The sequence below is a fragment of the Flagellimonas yonaguniensis genome (genome assembly GCF_029193885.1).
Lineage (GTDB): Bacteria > Bacteroidota > Bacteroidia > Flavobacteriales > Flavobacteriaceae > Flagellimonas > Flagellimonas yonaguniensis.
This window is the reverse complement of the sequence record NZ_JARFVB010000009.1, coordinates 76,341-94,020: the sequence shown is the minus strand read 5'-3', so window position 1 is coordinate 94,020 and position 17,680 is coordinate 76,341. Positions and strand designations below refer to the sequence as shown.

The window sequence follows — 17,680 nt, the reverse complement described above, 5'->3', positions numbered from 1 at the left end:
GTTCACACACTAAATTCAATTTCCATGAAGCGTTTTACTCGAAGAAATTTCAACAGCCTTACCGTAAAAGGAATTGGGGGAGCTGCCTTGTTGACATCCGCACCTTTTGCTTGTGCCATGGGTGCTGGTCAGGAGAAGAAGAAATTAGGAATAGCCCTAGTGGGATTGGGTAGTTACAGCACTTATCAATTAGCACCTGCTTTGCAGAGCACCCAACATTGCTATCTGGCCGGAATTGTAACAGGAACCCCTCAAAAGGAGAAAATTTGGGCGGATAAATACGGAATTCCAGAAAAGAACATCTACAACTATCAAAATTTTGATGATATCGCCGACAACGAGGATATTGATGTGGTGTATGTGGTACTTCCCAACAGTATGCATGCGGAATTCAGTATTCGTGCAGCACAAGCAGGCAAACATGTGATTTGTGAAAAGCCGATGGGCATCAGTGTGGCCGAGTGCGATGCTATCATCAATGCCTGCAAGGAAGCAGGCGTAAAACTGGGAATGGGCTACAGATTACATTCCGAACCCTACACGCAGCAGGTCAAGAAGTTTGTCCGGGAAAAGACTTTTGGGGACATTTTGTTTGTTTCTGCAGATGCCGCTTACCGTTCCAATGGTAATCCAGACCAATGGCGATTGAACAAGAAATTATCCGGTGGTGGCGCTTTGATGAACATGGGCGTATATGCTGTGCAAAGTACCATTTATGGTACAGGTGAAAATCCGATTTCCGTTGCGGCTCAGGAATTCAGCACTCGCCCCGAGTATTTTAAAGACACCGACGAGACCATTACCGCACAATTTGAATTCCCGAGTGGGGCAGTGGGAAACATTTCCACCTCACATAACTTCAATGCCAATGCCATGTATGCTTCAGGAAGTTCGGGCTGGTTTCGATTGCAGCCAGCGAATAATTATGGCCCTTTGAGCGGTGTGACCTCCAATGGGGACGAAATCAAATTCCCGCACGAGAGCCAGCAGAAATTACAAATGGACGATTTTGCACGACACATTTTATTTGATGAGCCCAACAAAGCCCCAGGAGAAATGGGCAAACGCGATATGATGATCGTTGAGGCCATATACAAGTCCATCGCGAATGGAGGAGAGACCATTGCACTTGATTTCGAACCTGGTTATGGGTTTGGGGGGTGATTTAAATGATGTTATTCAAATCTTGGCTTCCTATGATGGCCATTATTTCAACGAAATCATCATTTAATTTATAATATATACTGTCTGAACCACATACACAACGTTTGTATCCTTTTTTGATATGATCAATGGATTCAAAGGAATAGGGCTGTTGAGCAATGATATCAAAGTATTCAAAAAAAGTTTCAAAATATTTATCAGCCTGAGCCATTCCAAACTGTTGGACTCCATACTGATGGATTCTAATTAAATCTTCCTTTGCGGTATTACTCAGTTTATATTTAGCCATTTAGCATTGACTTCGATTCAGCTAGAATAGCTTCTTTACTATCATGGGTAAATCCGCTATTCTCAGCTCTTTCCAACCTAGCCTTTATCCAATCAATTTGTGCTTGTTGCTTTCTGGCTTGTCTGATCAAATCATTGACAAGCTCACTTTTACTGGAATATTCTTCGCTATCCACTTGTGATTTTAACCATTCATCATTCGGTTTGGTAAAAGAAATGCTTTGACGAGCCATAGTTTATGATTATTTGATTCGATGCAAAAGTACACCAAAAACGAACCAAACACAAGCACTTTATGGCTTTACAACCTGATTTTGAACTAAAACCTCTCAAAAACCCCCAACCCAAATAGCGCAAAATCATATTTTACAGGGTCGGTAGGGTCCAGTTTTCTTAAGTTTTTGTCCAATTCCTGTAGGGCTTTGGCATCGTTCTGTTTGCGTTTGAGCAGTTTTAGTTTACGGGCCACATTGCCTGAGTGTACATCCAACGGGCAGGAGAGTTTGGCAGGGGAGATGCCTTTCCATAATCCAAAATCCACGCCTGTACTATTGTCGCGGACCATCCAACGTAAAAACATGTTGATGCGTTTGGCCGCAGACCCTTTGTTTGGGTCGGAAACATGTTTTTGAGTTCGACTTTGATGGGGCAGTTCAAAAAACCGTTCCTTGAACCTGGAAATGGCAGGCTGCATGGAATCCTTGGTCTGGTGTTCGGTAAAGACAGTCTCTAAACCACCATGATTTTTATAGATATTTTGGAGACTGGTTACAAAGTAACCAAGGTCTATTCCATTAAAAGTTCGGTGCACAAAAGGGGAAAGCTTATCCAAGTCATCCTCGGTATGGGCCATTACAAAATCGTATGGAGCGTTGCCCATGAATCCCATTAATTTTGTTGCATTGTTGATAATACTCTTGCGGTTGCCCCAAGCAATGGTAGCCGTCAAGAATCCGCTGATTTCAATATCTTCCTTTTGGGTGAACAGGTGAGGAATCTGAATGGGGTCATCTTCTAAAAACCTGGGATGGTTGTAGTCCAACACCTTAGTATCCAAAAAGTCCTTGAGTTCTGCTTTGGTCATATCAGTCTTTGGAAATAATCAAACCATCCACCATCGTGAGCTTTCGGTCCGCCATATCTGCCAATTGGAGGTTATGCGTTACCAAAACAAAGGTCTGCCCAAACTCATCGCGTAGTTGAAAAAACAGCTTGTGCAAATTATCCGCACTTTCGGAATCCAAATTCCCACTGGGCTCATCGGCCAAAACCACAGAGGGATTGTTCATTAGGGAACGAGCCACGGCAACACGTTGCTGTTCTCCTCCTGAGAGCGCATTCGGCTTATGGTCGTAGCGATCTTTTAATCCTAAAAAATCCAACAATTCCTTGGCACGCTTTTCAGCTTCGGATTTCGGTGTTTTTTTGATAAAAGCGGGAATACAGACATTCTCCAAAGCCGTAAATTCGGGAAGCAACTGGTGAAACTGAAAAATAAACCCAATATGTTCATTTCGGAATTGGGCCAAATTCTTGTCGTTGAGCTGGTTTACATCAGTGTCGTTGATCAATAAGGTGCTTTCGCCTTTGTTGGTAGGAATGTCCAAAGTACCCAAAATTTGTAAAAGGGTGGTTTTTCCTGCGCCAGATGCCCCGACTATGGAAACTACCTCACCCTTTTTTATTTCCAAATCCACCCCTTGTAAAACCTTGAGGTCTCCGTAACTTTTTTGAATATTTGTGGCCTTTATCATAAGTACAACTTCGCTGGTCGAAGATAATGATTACTGTTGTATCGCAAAGATTGCATTTTCAGAATATAAATTTGTCAATTTGATTGATTTTTGATTAAAACAAATAATCACAATTAGTTTGAACAGATAAGTTCATGAAGATGGATTCGACCAAAGAAGGAATAAATATTTGCTAGGGTTTATTTTTCCGAATAAATATTGTTTAATTTTGAAAAAAAATGGATAAACAAAATAATTCAAAATTGGAAACCGCCATTTTTGCTGGTGGCTGTTTTTGGTGTACTGAAGCTGTTTTTCAGCGGCTTGATGGAGTAGTGGAGGTAGTATCCGGCTATACGGGCGGAACCATTAAAAATCCTGCTTATCGTGAGATTTGTACTGGACGAACCGGTCATGCTGAAGGAGTAAAAATCACTTTTGACCCATCAAAAATATCGTATGCTGAGTTATTGGAGGTGTTTTTTGCCACACACGACCCCACGACCCTGAACCGACAAGGCAACGACATAGGCACACAATATCGTAGCGAAATTTTCTATACCAATCCTGAACAGAAACAGTTGGCGGAGGATTTCATCAAACTATTGGGAAAAGAAAACATTTTTAATTCTCCCATTGTAACGGCCGTATCTTCGGAAAAACCCTTTTATTTGGCAGAAGAAGCGCATCATAACTATTACAATGATAACCGGGAACAACCCTATTGTCAGATTATAATTGACCCAAAAATCAAAAAACTGAATAACTATTTTTCAAAAAAACTAAAGCATGGCACCGTATAGAAACCTCGAAGAGTACAATATTGAAATCACCAATGAAGTCAAGGACCATTTTGCCAACATCATGACCGACATTGGGGAGGATGTGGAACGTGAAGGACTGCTAAAAACCCCAGAGCGTGCGGCCAAAGCTATGCTTTTCCTTACCCAAGGCTACAAACAGGATGCAGTGGAAATCCTTAAGGGAGCTATGTTTGCCGAGGATTACGACGATATGGTCATTATCAAGGACATTGAACTGTATTCCCTTTGCGAGCACCACATGCTTCCGTTTTTTGGAAAAGCACATGTTGCCTACATTCCCAACGGACACATTGTTGGTTTGAGCAAGATACCTCGTGTGGTCGATGTGTTTGCACGTCGATTGCAAGTGCAGGAACGACTGACGCATGATATTTTGGAATGCATCAACAATACATTGAAACCCAAGGGGGTTGCCGTAGTGATTGAAGCTGCCCACATGTGCATGATGATGCGTGGGGTGCAAAAACAAAACTCGGTTACCACGACTTCTGGATTCCGCGGACAGTTTGAAAAAATCGAAACCCGAAACGAATTTTTGAAGTTGATCAGCGCCGATTTGTCTTAAACCGCTTTTTCAATTAAGTTGGAATTGCTATTTTTCCCTTATGACAGAAGAAAACGATAACAAGTACCGCAATCTCCTATTGGGTTTTTTGTTTGATGGCATTGGTATGCTATCCTTTGTGATTCCTGGGATTGGGGAATTTTCCGATGTGATTTGGGCACCACTTGCTGGTTGGCTCATGACCCGTTTGTACAAGGGCAGGGTAGGGCAAGCAGCAGGTTTGATCACTTTTACCGAAGAATTGGTACCTGGTATGGATGTGATTCCCACCTTTACCCTCACTTGGATCTATACCTATTTGTTGAGTAAGAAAAAAGGTCAATCCATGAAAGATTGACCTTGATTTTATATTGATGAATTTTCTGTTCGTTACAACGGCACATTCAAATTGAAAGAAATATTCCTTCCGATATTGGCTATGCCATCCGCCTTTAATCTAGAAAGGTGTGAGATATAGTTCTTGTCAAAAAGATTGTTTCCTGTAATGGAATATCCCACCTTTTGATTGAAGATTTTCATGTCACCGCCAACACCAACATTAAATAGGTTATATCGACCAGTTGGTGTTTCAAAATCAGCCACTTTGTTCTGGTCAAAATGTGTTTGAAGCGTTACGAATGCATAGCATTTGTAGTCCTGATTTCTTTTTTTCCATTCCACTCTGAACGTATTTGTCCAGCGATTGGCAGGAATCAGGGGTAAATTGGAATTATCTTCCAATTTACCAAAAACAATGTCATAACTACTTTCCAAGTGCAGCCAATCAATAGGGTGGGGGTGCAAATGGAACCCAAATTCACCACCATACAAAATCGCATTTTGCTGCTGGAAATCATAAATCGGATCCATTTCCCTAAATTCTCCGGTCGGCTCCAAATAAATGTAGTCGTTTACAATATTGTAGAACGAGTTGATATAAGCTTCAAGATGTTTGTTTCCATATTCCAAAGCCAAATCAACCTGAAAGTTTTGCTCGCTATCCAAGTCCGGGTTCCCGATTTCCACACGGTTGGCCCCACTGTGCAATCCATTGGATGATAATTCAGATAAGTTCGGAGCCCTGAATCCAGTGGCCAAGTTCAATCGGCCTACAATATTTTGGGTTAAATCCATACGATACCCCATGGCAGCATTGAAGCTGTTGAAATCTTTGTCCAAAGCTGGGATATATTCCTCATCCCCTTCGATTCCACTTGCTTCGCCATTGATGGATCTAAGGTCATATCGCAATCCAATTTGAAGGTCACTATTATTGAAATGGATGTGTGAGGTGGCCAAAACCCCAAAATCGTTGGTTGTGGCATTGGGCACCAATACTTCTTCCCCAAAGTTTTCATTGGTTTGATGCATTCCTTGAACCCCGAAAATGGTCGTCATTCTACCCCATTGTGGGTTGAACTGAATATTGTAATTGAACGTGCTCAAACGCATGTCCAGTGCGGCGCCTTCGTGACCTTCTTCCTCATGCTCTTCCTCTTCATCATCATGTTCTTCACCTTCTTCGTGTTCGTGCTCTTCCTCATGATGATGTTCCTCAAACTCTTTTCTATTGTTGACCGTATAACCGAAAGTGGCCTCTAGGCTCGATTTTTTGAAAAAGAAATTGTTTTTGGAGCTCAAAATATGAGTGGATAACTCTTGATAGGGCATCAAGGGGTCACGGTCGTTGTTCTGAACCCCTATTTCTTCGGGAATACCCAAATCCGAAGTATTATAGTTGTAGCGGAGTTCCGTTTTAAACGTTGAGGCTTGATAGGCAAGTCCCGTTTTTAGGTCAGCCTCCTTAAATCTGGAATTGGTAACACTGGTTCCATCCCCAGTTTCGTAATCTGCATTGGAAGCGTAGGCGCCACGAACCAAAAACTTCAATTTATCTCCAGAAGTCTTAAATCCAGCATTAGCATTATAACCCAGAGTATTTGTGAAATATCTCATATTCACATCGCCCGATGTTTCTCCTGAGTTTTCAAACCTCTCAGGATTTAAATAGAGTACCCCACCTAATGCATCGGAACCATAAAGCAAAGATGCAGGTCCCTTGATCACCTCTACACTGGACACACCAGCATCGTTGACGCCTAAACCATGTTCGCCACCATACTGTTGGTTTTCAAGGCGAACACCTTGCGTGTAGACCAAGACACGGTTAAAACTCAATCCTCGGATAACGGGCTTTCCGATTCCAACACCTGTTGAAACGGAGGAAACCCCGGGGATGTTCGTAATTCCTTCGGATAGTGTTATCCCTCCTTGTTGCTTAAGTTCTTCCATGGATTTTTGCTCCACCTTCATCACATTTTCGCGTTGTAGTTTGTGGAATGGAGTGGAAAGGACCACTTCGTCCATTTCTATAGCTGATGGGGCCATTTGGTAATCAAATTGATTGCTTCCCGCATTGATTTCTATGGAAGTGGAGTAGGTCTCAAACCCGATATAGGAAATAACCAGTTTATAATTTCCCTCAGGTAAGTTCCTCAAGGAAAAATTTCCATTCAAATCGGTTACGGTTCCGTTTTCCAATTGCGGAATATATACCGAGACCTGTTCTAGAGGCTCGCCAGTTTCAACATCGGAAATGTTTCCTGAAAGTGTATTTTGTGAAAAGGTATAAATAGACGTCAATGCCAGAAGCATTGAAATATAAAATTGTTTCATTGTAAAAAATAAAAGGTAAAAACTTAAATCGATCGGCAATCATTATGAAACTGACGGGGGTGCACGTAAATCCCGGAAAGAAACCTCTTTGGGCTTGTAAATGAAGGTGTAGACTGATGTCGTGTACCTTATTTCCGGTATTTCGACAGGAAAGTAGGTAAATGATGAGTTGAAGAGCACCTTATTGGCCAGGGTAAAATCATGGAAATCACTATTCAATCTGCCATGGTGAACATGATTTACACCATTGGTAATACACTGTGCTTCTTGATTATGCTTATACAAAGCGTGCCCTAGTTTTATAATAGAAGGAGCTAATATGACCACCACCATCAGTAGGAAACCCAATATGAATATACACTTGTGGAGGTTGGTAATCATAATTACGTAAAATAACCAAGGTTGCCACTCTTTTTGTGTTAAGGAAACCTTAAACTATTTAAGGAATACCCCTAAACCCATACGTTTCAGCATCTTTTTTTCAAAATTCCAGAAGAATTGATACTGGCCGAACAACCAGCCGATACCAACAAGAAGGATTTGATAAATAGGAAAAATAAGAAGAATACGTAGTGTCCAGTATACTGCTCCGTGTACATTTTCATTGTCCAATCCAATCCAATGCACCAATGGACCAGCCAATTTTCCTGCAGCACTTCCCGTCAGTGCGAAAACGATGAAAATGGCGATCATTTCCCATTTATAATCTACTTTCCATTTATTCTCCACCTTTTTAAAACACCAAAGAAAAAATTTTACCAAACCAAAATAGAGTATGGGAGTGACAACAATAAGAATGAGCCAATCATAGGCATAACCATTGAATCCGAATGAATGGACGAAGCCTTGGACAATAAAATAAGAAGTCAAAAGCGTTAATGCAGCACCCAAAAGTGGAAAAAGAATTTGCCAGTTCTTTTGGATTTCCCAACGTTGTTTTAATTTTTGCATGCCTCAATTGATTGATGGCAAAAATAATACTTTAAATTCTTGGAAGAAAAGGACCTAACCGTTGATTATATTTTCTTTGAAAATAAATGAAGTAATTGTAAAGTTTGTAATTGACCTCATACCCATAATCTATGCTCGGATCGTAATTGATTTGCATTTCGTACAGGTTGGGATTCCATCTGAGCGGTTGCATTGCTCTCTGGTTCCAAGTCGTAACCATTATGGCATTCCTACTCTCCAAAAATGATTGTGAGTAGTATCCTTCTGGACGGGCTATGGAATTTAACCACGTGTTGAAACCCGGTTCTATGATGATGATCTCGTATTCGGTTTCGTCATCGGCTATTTCAACAGGCTCTTCATCATCGGAATCAAAAAGGGCTTTCTCCTCACTGGTAACATCCAAGGTTGATTTTTGCGAGGTACAGGAAACCAGTCCGATACAAAGCATCAGACCAAACAGTAATAGGCTTATATTTTTCCTTTTCATAATCTTAAAATACAAAAAAAGCCGCTTGAAAACTCAAGCGGCCCTGTTAAATATCGTTAAGCAGATGTTCTTACTTTCCAAAAAGTCCCCCCAGTATTCCGCCAAGGCCACTTTTTTTCTGACTACCCCCAAGGGCAATCCCGGCCAAATCATCAATGACACTACCATCGCCATCACTATCCAGAAAGGTCTCGATCAAAGATTGTTGTTTGGCCGCTGTTTTGTTGCCACCCATCAATCCGCCCAACAAACCATTAAGGCCGTCAGGACTGCTCACATTTTGCTGTCTCGTCTGTTTGCCCAAATATCCCAAAAGGATTGGTGCAGCGATTTTCAAAATTTGTGATATGGAACCTGCATCGATTCCTGATTTGGTGCTAAGGGCATTTTCAACCTGAGGTTGTTTGGAACCAAAAACGTGACCAAGAATGCCTGCTCCGTCGTCCATAACATTCTGGTCCACGCCACCACCAAAAAATCCACCCAAATCATCCAAAATACCACCATCGTGTTTGGAGGATAGGGCGTTCATTAATCCTTGCGCTCCCCCAGGGGTGGATGCATTCTTTTTCATGGCGCCCATTAATAGGGGCATGGCCATGCTCAAAACTTCTGCTGTTTTATTTTCGGGTTGTCCGGTTTGCCCAGCAACTCCGCTGACCAACTGTTTGCCCATGGGGCTGTTGATCAAATCCAATAATCCTGACATTGTGTTAGTGTTAAGGTTAAAGCGACAATGTACAAAAAAGTCGGTTTTCAAAGGGTAATCGGGCTTAAAAAACCTATGGTTTTAGCAATTTGATAACTTTCTGTGCCAATTCAACACCAATACGTTGCTGTGCTTCAACAGTGGAACCTCCAACATGTGGGCTCAGTGAAATCTTGGGGTTCATCAATATTTTGATTTCGGGATTGGGCTCTGATTCATACACATCGAGTCCAGCAAAGGCCAAATGATCGGTGTCCAAGGCTTCAACGAGGGCGACTTCATCCAAAACACCGCCTCGCGAAGTGTTGATTATTGCAGAACCAGGCTTCATGAGTCCAAGTTCTTTTTTGCCGATCACATATTTGTCTTGTGCGGGCACATGAAGACTTACAAAGTCTGAATTTGCAAGAACTTCTTTGAATTCGCTGCTTTTCAATGCAAAATCAACGGATTGACCGTCAAAAAAAGAAAGGTTCAAACTCGCTTCTTTGGTATGATGATCAGCGAACATAACTTCCATGCCCAATGCAAGCGCCATTTTTGCGGTAGCTTGACCTATTCTTCCAAAACCTACAATACCCAAGGTTTTTCCCCGAAGTTCAATGCCACCAGCGTAACTCTTTTTGAGTTGTTTGAATTGACTATCACCTTCCAAAGGCATATTTCTGTTGGAATCATGCAAAAACCGAACACCATTCAATAGGTGTGCAAAAACCAATTCCGCTACGGATTCCGAAGATGCTTCGGGCGTGTTGAAGACCTTGATGCCTTTGGATTCGGCATATTTTACGTCAATATTGTCCAAACCGACACCGCCTCTTCCTATCAATTTTAAATCGGGACAGGCATCAATAAGTTTTTTATCGACTTTGGTTGCGCTACGCACCAATAATCCTTCAATTTTGTTTTTGTTGATATAGTTTGCCAATTGTTCTTCGGCAACACGGGTATTTTTAACTTCGAAGCCTTCTTTTTCAAGCAAATCGATTCCCTCTTGAGCAATTCCGTCGTTCGCCAATATTACCTTCATAAATGTTAAATTATAAATTTTGAGTGCTAAATACTTTTTTGACTTGTTTTCACGATTTTAATGATTTGGTCAATTTCATTAAGATATTCTGACAGCTCCAATTGCGATAAATTAGCTTCCTTTATCAATCTTAACCAATATCTTGTTTCTCTCGCTTCTTTCGAAGCGATTGCCATTTTCGAAATAAAATCTTTCTTTGATTGTCCTGCTCCTGCTTCCGCTACGTTGGCTCCAATGCTCGTAGAAGAACGTAAAAGTTGATTTGCGAAAATATATTCATTATTTTCCTTCAAGTCTTTTACCAACTTGATGATACGTAAAGAGAACTGAAAACTTCTTTCTCCAATCAATATTCAAAATTTAGAACTTAAAATTGAATAAAGTTATCCTTTCTTTTCAAGTTCACTCATAATGTCCACCAACACGCCAACACTTTCCAAAGGAAGTGCATTGTACATTGATGCACGATAACCGCCAACAGATCTGTGCCCATTGATTCCGTTTATTCCAGCTTCTTTGCACATTTCATCAAACACATCCTTTAATTCATCATCAGTTATATTGAATGTGGCATTCATGATCGAGCGGTCCTCCTTGGCTGCAATTCCTGAAAATACAGGGTTGAGCTCAATTTCGGAATAGATCAAATTGGCTTTACGCTCATTGATTTCCTCAATGGCAGCAATTCCGCCCAAATCCTTCAACCATTGCATGGTAAGCATGGAAACATACACGGCAAAGACGGGCGGGGTGTTAAACATACTGTCTTTGGCTACGTGAACCGAGTAATCCATCATAGATGGTATTTTACGGGATACCTTGCCCAAAATATCCTCTTTTACCACCACAAGTGTAGTCCCTGCTGGTCCCATGTTTTTTTGGGCACCGGCATAAATCAGGTCAAATTGGGAAAAGTCCATTTGTCTGGAAAAAATATCCGAGCTCATATCGCACACCAATGGTACATCGGTTTTTGGGAATTCCTTGAACTGTGTTCCGTAAATGGTATTGTTGGAGGTAAGGTGCAGATAATCCAAATCGGATGGAATATCAAAGCCTTTGGGGATATACTTGAAATTATCTTCTTGGGAGGAGGCTACTTCGATAATATCGCCGAACAAGCGGGCCTCCTTAATGGCTTTTTGGCTCCAGGTTCCTGTGTTTACATAACCTGCTTTTTTGTCCAATAGATTAAAAGCCGTCATTAAAAACTGCATACTTGCCCCTCCTTGAAGGAACAAGGCTTGATATCCTTTACCTTCAAGCCCTAAAAGTTCTAGGGCGAGGGAGCGTGCCTTTTCCATAATGGCCACAAACTCTTTGCTGCGGTGCGAGATTTCAATAAGTGAAAGCCCGATACCATCCAATTCCTGAACGGCCTCGGTAGCCTTTAACATTACCTCTGCAGGTAAAATACATGGACCTGCGCTAAAATTGTGCTTTTTCATTGACTAGGTTTAAGGAGTAAAGGTCTAAAAAATTGTTGGATCTATAAACGGTTCCAAAGGTTAGGATTATCTTAAAGTTTCAATAGGAATTCCATGGTGTCGATTCCATCCGCAAAGTCGCTTAAACTTGGCTTTTGGGTATCTCCGAAGTTTATATCTCTTTCTGCATTGGAAACCACGCATTGAATTTGTTCTTCCATATACTGCAGCTTTTCTCTCAAGCTCGTTTCATCGTCATAATACGAATAGAACAAAGCAGAAATAGGGGAGGTGAGCGCCTCGTCCTCTTTCAAAATCAAAAAGCCGTTATCCAGGATTTTGAATTCACTCATTAAATAAACCGCCTTGTTGTAATCGTAATTATTGGCATACTTATGTTGATGGATAATGTCCTGATAATGGAACAAGGCATTAAAAAGGGAATCAAAATCATAACCCTTAGGCACATAGATTTTGGACACATTTCGGCAACCCAATCCGTAATACCTGAAAATATCCTCTCCGAGCGCTTTTAGCTCTTCCTCGGTTTCATTTCCGATAAGCACCGCAACCGAATTTCTATTTTTTCTGATGATATTGGGTTTCTTTCCAAAATAGTATTCAAAATAGCGGCTGGTGTTGTTGCTTCCTGTAGCGATGACCGCATCAAAATTCTCGAGTTTGTCTTCTGTGAATTCGATTTTATCCGATAGTGAGGGCTCTTGTCGAATTAAATAATTGGATATGTATGGTAGCAACACTTTATCATTGGACGATAGCTTGGCCAAGACTTTGTTTCCTGATAGCAACACAGATAAAAAGTCGTGAAAGCCCACCAATGGGATGTTCCCCGCCATTACGATGCCTATGGTTTTTGGTTCGCTATTCTCATTAAATGAATAGTTGCTCAACCAGTCCTTTATATTTTTCTCAGTAAGCAAATCGCCCCATTGTTGTAAGGAAAACAGAATGTTGTCCTCGGTAAACCACCCGTTTTGGTGACCTGCCCGCGCAATGATTTCCTTTAAACCTTGATCAACCTGTGGAGCGTTGGAATAACATTTATCACAAAAATCCGTTAGGTATTTTCCAAGTTTAACAAAAGCATCTATGGTATTTCTATCTGGTGCCATTAAATTTGTACACTAATTTACTAGGGTTTATTTTTGTCAAAAGTAAGCATGCTGATAGGAATCAGCCCAAAAGGAAAAGAAAATTATGGCAATTATTATAACAGATGAGTGCATAAATTGTGGTGCTTGCGAGCCGGAATGCCCCAACACAGCAATTTATGAAGGTGCGGATGAGTGGAGATATAGCGAAGGAACCTCACTGACCGGCGATGTAGTTTTACCTAACGGAAAAGAGGTCAATGCAGATGAAGTTCAAGAACCTGTTAGCGACGAACTTTATTATATAGTTCCGGATAAATGTACAGAATGTAAAGGGTTTCACGAAGAACCACAATGTGCGGCCGTTTGTCCGGTTGATTGTTGTGTTCCCGATGAAGACCACGAGGAAACCGAGGAAGAACTATTGGGCAAGCAAAAGTTCATGCACCCCGATGGTTAAGCAATAAAAAACATTTAATTTAGCCCGAATCTTAAATGGTTCGGGTTTTTTTATGCAAGAAAAAGAGAAAGCATACAATGGTATTTGGAAACAGGTGGGATGTATACTGTCCTTGATTGCCATTTTTGGTATTATCGCCCTGGTTTTTATGGGCTTTTACTTATTGATTCAAGGTTATTAGGCACCAGTACCAAAACTTCAACTTATATTTGCAGCCTCAAAACACAAAGAATTAGATGAAAGCAGGTATTGTAGGGTTACCCAATGTAGGAAAATCAACACTTTTCAACTGTTTATCCAATGCAAAGGCACAAAGTGCCAACTTCCCCTTTTGTACCATTGAGCCTAATATTGGTGTGGTCAACGTGCCCGACCAACGTTTGGAAAAATTGGAAGAATTGGTAAATCCAGAACGTGTTCTCCCAGCTACTGTGGAGATTGTGGACATTGCTGGTCTGGTAAAAGGAGCAAGTAAAGGAGAGGGGCTTGGGAACCAGTTTTTGGGGAATATCCGTGAGACCGATGCCATTCTTCACGTACTACGCTGTTTTGATAACGACAATGTGGTGCACGTTGATGGTTCCGTAGATCCAATCAGGGACAAGGAGACCATTGATATGGAATTGCAATTGAAAGATTTGGAGAGTGTGGAAAAGAAGCTCGATAAAGTGAAGCGTGCCGCCAAAACCGGAAACAAAGAAGCACAAAAGGAAGAAGTCGTACTTTCAGCACTGAAAGAAGGTTTGGAGGCTGGGAAATCTGTTAGGGCCATTCAAGTTAGCGAAGATGATCGTGAAGAATTTGTAAAACCGTTACAGTTGATTACAGACAAGCCCGTAATGTATGTTTGCAATGTGGACGAAGGAGCAGCTGTTGAAGGAAATGCCTACGTTGAAAAGGTAAAAGAAGCCGTTGCCGACGAAAATGCCGAAGTTATCTTTTTGGCAGTGGGAACAGAAGCGGATATTACCGAATTGGAGACCTATGAAGAGCGTCAAATGTTCTTGGAAGATTTGGGACTCTCCGAGCCAGGGTCGGCCAAATTGATCCGCGGCGCATACAAACTACTGGATTTGGAAACTTATTTTACCGCAGGCGTAAAAGAGGTCCGTGCTTGGACCATTCCTGTTGGGGCGACAGCTCCACAAGCCGCAGGTGTCATCCATACCGATTTTGAAAAAGGCTTTATCCGTGCCGAGGTCATCTCTTATGACGATTATGTACAATATGGTAGTGAAGCCAAAGTGAAAGAGGCTGGCCGTATGCGTGTGGAAGGCAAAGAATACATTGTCAAGGACGGTGATGTGATGCACTTTAGATTCAACGTATAAGCGCTGGGCATTGTAATCCATACAATTCATGGTTTTCCAATTTCTGGGTATAAAATAGCTTTGCTATATGTCCAGTAAAAGCTTGGGGATTTTATACGGGGTCTTGGGAGTGGTACTATTCTCCTCCAAGGCCGTAATGGTGAAATTAGCGTACCGCTACAATGTGGATACGCTCGATTTATTATTGTTCCGGATGCTGTTCTCCCTTCCTTTTTACATTTTTATTCTATTCCTGATTCGAAAGAAATCGGCAAAAGCAAAAATTGAGACCAAAGATTTTGCATGGCTCTTTCTTTTTGGCTTTGTGGGCTATTATTTGGCCAGTTATTTCGATTTTGAAGGATTGAATTATATCAAAGCAGGCTTGGAACGAATCATCCTTTTTGTATATCCGACCATTGTGGTATTCCTGAGCTGGTTGATTTTTAGGCAAAAGATAACTCGGGTACAATTCATTGCTATTCTTGTAACTTATGTTGGTGTACTCATTACCTTTTGGGATGAATTGGATGTCTCTGGCAACGAAGTATTATTGGGAGGTTTTTTGGTATTGTTGAGCGCCATTACCTACGCCTCCTATTTGGTGGGCAGTGGTTGGTTGATTCCAAAATTTGGTGTACTCCGATTTACCTGCTATGCGATGATTGTGTCCACCGTCTGCATTGTGATTCATTATTTGGTATCCGGCAATTGGGGGCTTATGGATTATCCTTGGCCTGTATACGCCTACGGTTTGGCCATGGCCATTTTCGCGACATTGATTCCGTCATTTTTGGTGTCCGCGGCCATCGAACGATTGGGCGCCTCCAACTTTTCAATTTTGGGAAGCCTGGGGCCTATTTCCACAATTTTGCTTGCCTTTGTGTTTTTGAACGAAAAACTCACGTATTGGCAGTTGGTTGGAATGCTGGTTGTTATTTTTGGGGTGACATACCTGTCAATCCAAGGCAAAAAGCGGGCTAAAGGCTGATATATATTAACAATTATTGTTTTTCATTGTTGATTACTTTCTACCGTTCACCCTTTTATTTTTGCTCCTAAATTTTATATTGCAATGATTAACCCTTAACTCATGGCAGACACCCAATATACTGAGGATAATATCCGTTCGCTGGACTGGAAGGAGCATATTCGTATGCGTCCGGGGATGTACATTGGAAAATTGGGCGATGGATCCTCCGCAGATGATGGTATTTATATTCTTTTAAAAGAAGTACTAGATAACTCCATAGATGAGTTTGTGATGGGGTCGGGGAAGACCATCGAAATCAACATCAAGGAAAATACGGTGCACGTTCGCGATTATGGTCGTGGTATTCCGCTTGGAAAAGTAGTGGACGTTGTGTCCAAAATGAACACCGGTGGCAAGTACGATACCCGGGCCTTTAAAAAATCCGTTGGATTGAACGGGGTAGGTACCAAAGCCGTGAATGCGCTTTCCACTTACTTTAGGGTGGAATCCAACCGAGACGGACAATCCAAATCAGCAGAGTTTGAAACAGGGAACTTGGTCAACGAAGAACTTTTGGAGGAATCATCCCGGAGAAAAGGGACCAAGGTAAGTTTTACCCCCGATGAATCCATCTTCAAAAAGTACAAATACAGAAACGAGTATGTGGAACGCATGCTCAAAAACTATGTCTATCTAAATCCAGGCTTAACGATTGTTTTCAATGGCGAAAAGTTCCATTCTGAAAATGGCCTGAAGGATTTATTGGAAGACAATAACAATAATGAGGATTTCCTCTATCCCATCATCCACTTAAAAGGCGATGACATCGAGGTTGCGATGACCCATAGCAAAACCCAATACAGTGAGGAGTACCATTCCTTTGTGAACGGACAGCATACCACGCAGGGAGGAACGCATCAATCAGCTTTTAGGGAAGCTATCGTAAAAACCATCCGAGATTTTTACGGTAAAAACTATGATGCCTCTGATGTTCGCAAGTCAATCATTTCTGCGGTTTCCATTAAAGTGATGGAACCTGTTTTCGAGAGTCAGACCAAGACCAAGCTCGGTTCTACCGATATGGGAGGGGATTTGCCAACAGTGCGCACCTATATCAACGATTTTATCGGCACGCAATTGGACAACTACCTCCATAAAAACCCTCAGACTGCAGAGGCGCTCCAAAAGAAAATTGTCCAGGCTGAAAAAGAGCGTAAAGAACTTTCGGGCATTAGAAAGCTGGCAAGGGACCGTGCCAAGAAGGCGAGCCTTCACAACAAAAAACTACGTGATTGCCGTGTGCATTTGCAGGACATGAAAAAGGACCGTCGTTTGGAAACCACCCTCTTCATTACCGAAGGGGATTCCGCATCGGGCTCCATTACCAAATCAAGGGACGTGAATACGCAAGCGGTATTCAGTCTACGGGGAAAACCATTGAATTCCTACGGGATGTCCAAGAAAATTGTTTACGAGAACGAAGAATTCAACTTGCTTCAAGCCGCACTCAATATCGAGGATTCCATGGAAGACCTGCGCTACAACAATATTGTGATCGCTACGGATGCCGATGTGGACGGAATGCATATTCGCTTACTACTGATTACTTTCTTTTTACAATTTTTCCCTGAATTGATCAAAGAAAATCATTTATACATTCTTCAAACCCCATTATTTAGGGTACGCAATAAAAAAGAGACCATTTATTGCTATAGTGATGAAGAAAGAAGACATGCCATTGAAAAACTCTCCGGAAAACCAGAAATCACTCGGTTTAAGGGATTGGGCGAGATTTCCCCGGACGAGTTCAAAAACTTTATCGGTGATGATATCCGTTTGGAACCCGTTATGCTGGACAAAGCCATGAGCATCGATGCCCTGTTGAAATTTTATATGGGCAAAAACACACCGGACAGGCAGGAATTCATCATCAACAACCTTAAAGTAGAGCTTGATCTTGTCGAAGAAAACCAACTACAACCCAAATAA

The 17,680-nt window shown here is 41.6% G+C and carries 20 protein-coding genes; 8 read left to right on the top strand and 12 right to left on the bottom strand.

The window, feature by feature from the left end; all coding sequences use genetic code 11:
- The first annotated feature begins 24 nt into the window (after positions 1-24).
- Complete coding sequence (locus PY092_RS13980) at positions 25-1,164, top strand: Gfo/Idh/MocA family protein (RefSeq protein WP_275616422.1); 1,140 nt, start codon at positions 25-27, stop codon at positions 1,162-1,164.
- A gap of 1 nt (position 1,165) precedes the next feature.
- Here the strand turns inward: PY092_RS13980 and PY092_RS13975 are convergent, their stop codons facing one another.
- From PY092_RS13975 to PY092_RS13960, 4 genes are all read right to left on the bottom strand, one after another.
- Positions 1,166-1,453, bottom strand: a complete 288-nt coding sequence (locus PY092_RS13975) for a type II toxin-antitoxin system RelE/ParE family toxin (protein WP_275616421.1) — start codon at positions 1,451-1,453, stop codon at positions 1,166-1,168.
- Positions 1,446-1,685 carry a ribbon-helix-helix domain-containing protein gene (locus PY092_RS13970; protein WP_275616420.1) on the bottom strand — a complete coding sequence of 80 codons (240 nt, stop codon included), beginning with the start codon at positions 1,683-1,685 and terminating at the stop codon, positions 1,446-1,448. The genes PY092_RS13975 and PY092_RS13970 overlap by 8 nt, the downstream gene beginning before the upstream one ends.
- 86 nt (positions 1,686-1,771) lie before the next feature.
- Positions 1,772-2,536, bottom strand: a complete 765-nt coding sequence (locus PY092_RS13965) for a TIGR02757 family protein (RefSeq protein WP_275616419.1) — start codon at positions 2,534-2,536, stop codon at positions 1,772-1,774.
- Position 2,537: 1 nt separating this feature from the next.
- A complete protein-coding gene (locus tag PY092_RS13960; protein ID WP_275616418.1) occupies positions 2,538-3,206 on the bottom strand; it encodes an ABC transporter ATP-binding protein in 669 nt (222 codons plus the stop codon).
- Between the two features lie 218 nt (positions 3,207-3,424).
- On the opposite strand from PY092_RS13960, the gene msrA reads away from it, so the two are divergent.
- Genes msrA through PY092_RS13945 form a run of 3 tightly spaced genes read left to right on the top strand, consistent with a single transcriptional unit; the run spans position 3,425 to position 4,911 of the window.
- The gene (msrA, locus tag PY092_RS13955; protein ID WP_275616417.1) at positions 3,425-3,988 is read left to right on the top strand and encodes a peptide-methionine (S)-S-oxide reductase MsrA; all 564 of its coding nucleotides are present in this window, start codon (positions 3,425-3,427) and stop codon (positions 3,986-3,988) included.
- Positions 3,975-4,574: a GTP cyclohydrolase I FolE gene (gene folE, locus PY092_RS13950; protein ID WP_275616416.1), complete on the top strand. Its 600-nt coding sequence runs from the start codon at positions 3,975-3,977 to the stop codon at positions 4,572-4,574. The genes msrA and folE overlap by 14 nt, the downstream gene beginning before the upstream one ends.
- A gap of 40 nt (positions 4,575-4,614) precedes the next feature.
- Entirely contained in the window at positions 4,615-4,911 is a 297-nt protein-coding gene (locus PY092_RS13945) for a hypothetical protein (protein ID WP_275616415.1), read from the top strand.
- A gap of 32 nt (positions 4,912-4,943) precedes the next feature.
- On the opposite strand, the gene PY092_RS13940 is transcribed toward PY092_RS13945, so the two are convergent.
- The 8 genes from PY092_RS13940 to PY092_RS13905 form a co-directional block, all read right to left on the bottom strand.
- Positions 4,944-7,229: a TonB-dependent receptor gene (locus tag PY092_RS13940; RefSeq protein ID WP_275616414.1), complete on the bottom strand. Its 2,286-nt coding sequence runs from the start codon at positions 7,227-7,229 to the stop codon at positions 4,944-4,946.
- Positions 7,230-7,664: 435 nt separating this feature from the next.
- A complete protein-coding gene (locus PY092_RS13935; protein ID WP_275616413.1) occupies positions 7,665-8,180 on the bottom strand; it encodes a DUF6787 family protein in 516 nt (171 codons plus the stop codon).
- A 31-nt stretch (positions 8,181-8,211) separates the two neighbouring features.
- Entirely contained in the window at positions 8,212-8,670 is a 459-nt protein-coding gene (locus tag PY092_RS13930) for a DUF6146 family protein (protein WP_275616412.1), read from the bottom strand.
- A gap of 70 nt (positions 8,671-8,740) precedes the next feature.
- Positions 8,741-9,379, bottom strand: coding sequence for a DUF937 domain-containing protein (locus tag PY092_RS13925; protein WP_275616411.1), 639 nt, complete (start codon positions 9,377-9,379; stop codon positions 8,741-8,743).
- Positions 9,380-9,452: 73 nt separating this feature from the next.
- Complete coding sequence (locus PY092_RS13920) at positions 9,453-10,409, bottom strand: D-2-hydroxyacid dehydrogenase (RefSeq protein WP_275616410.1); 957 nt, start codon at positions 10,407-10,409, stop codon at positions 9,453-9,455.
- A 26-nt stretch (positions 10,410-10,435) separates the two neighbouring features.
- Positions 10,436-10,759: a four helix bundle protein gene (locus PY092_RS13915; protein ID WP_289623254.1), complete on the bottom strand. Its 324-nt coding sequence runs from the start codon at positions 10,757-10,759 to the stop codon at positions 10,436-10,438.
- A 33-nt stretch (positions 10,760-10,792) separates the two neighbouring features.
- The gene (gene serC, locus PY092_RS13910) at positions 10,793-11,857 is read right to left on the bottom strand and encodes a 3-phosphoserine/phosphohydroxythreonine transaminase (protein ID WP_275616409.1); all 1,065 of its coding nucleotides are present in this window, start codon (positions 11,855-11,857) and stop codon (positions 10,793-10,795) included.
- Positions 11,858-11,928: 71 nt separating this feature from the next.
- On the bottom strand, positions 11,929-12,969 hold the full coding sequence (locus PY092_RS13905; protein ID WP_275616408.1) for an acyl-CoA reductase: 1,041 nt from the start codon (positions 12,967-12,969) through the stop codon (positions 11,929-11,931).
- 85 nt (positions 12,970-13,054) lie between these two features.
- Here PY092_RS13905 and PY092_RS13900 point away from each other — a divergent pair, with 85 nt between their 5' ends.
- From PY092_RS13900 to PY092_RS13885, 4 genes are all read left to right on the top strand, one after another.
- Positions 13,055-13,408, top strand: a complete 354-nt coding sequence (locus PY092_RS13900) for a 4Fe-4S dicluster domain-containing protein (protein ID WP_275616407.1) — start codon at positions 13,055-13,057, stop codon at positions 13,406-13,408.
- A gap of 236 nt (positions 13,409-13,644) precedes the next feature.
- Positions 13,645-14,739, top strand: a complete 1,095-nt coding sequence (ychF, locus tag PY092_RS13895; RefSeq protein ID WP_275616406.1) for a redox-regulated ATPase YchF — start codon at positions 13,645-13,647, stop codon at positions 14,737-14,739.
- 67 nt (positions 14,740-14,806) lie between these two features.
- Entirely contained in the window at positions 14,807-15,709 is a 903-nt protein-coding gene (locus tag PY092_RS13890) for a DMT family transporter (protein ID WP_275616405.1), read from the top strand.
- A gap of 102 nt (positions 15,710-15,811) precedes the next feature.
- Complete coding sequence (locus tag PY092_RS13885; RefSeq protein ID WP_275616404.1) at positions 15,812-17,680, top strand: DNA topoisomerase IV subunit B; 1,869 nt, start codon at positions 15,812-15,814, stop codon at positions 17,678-17,680.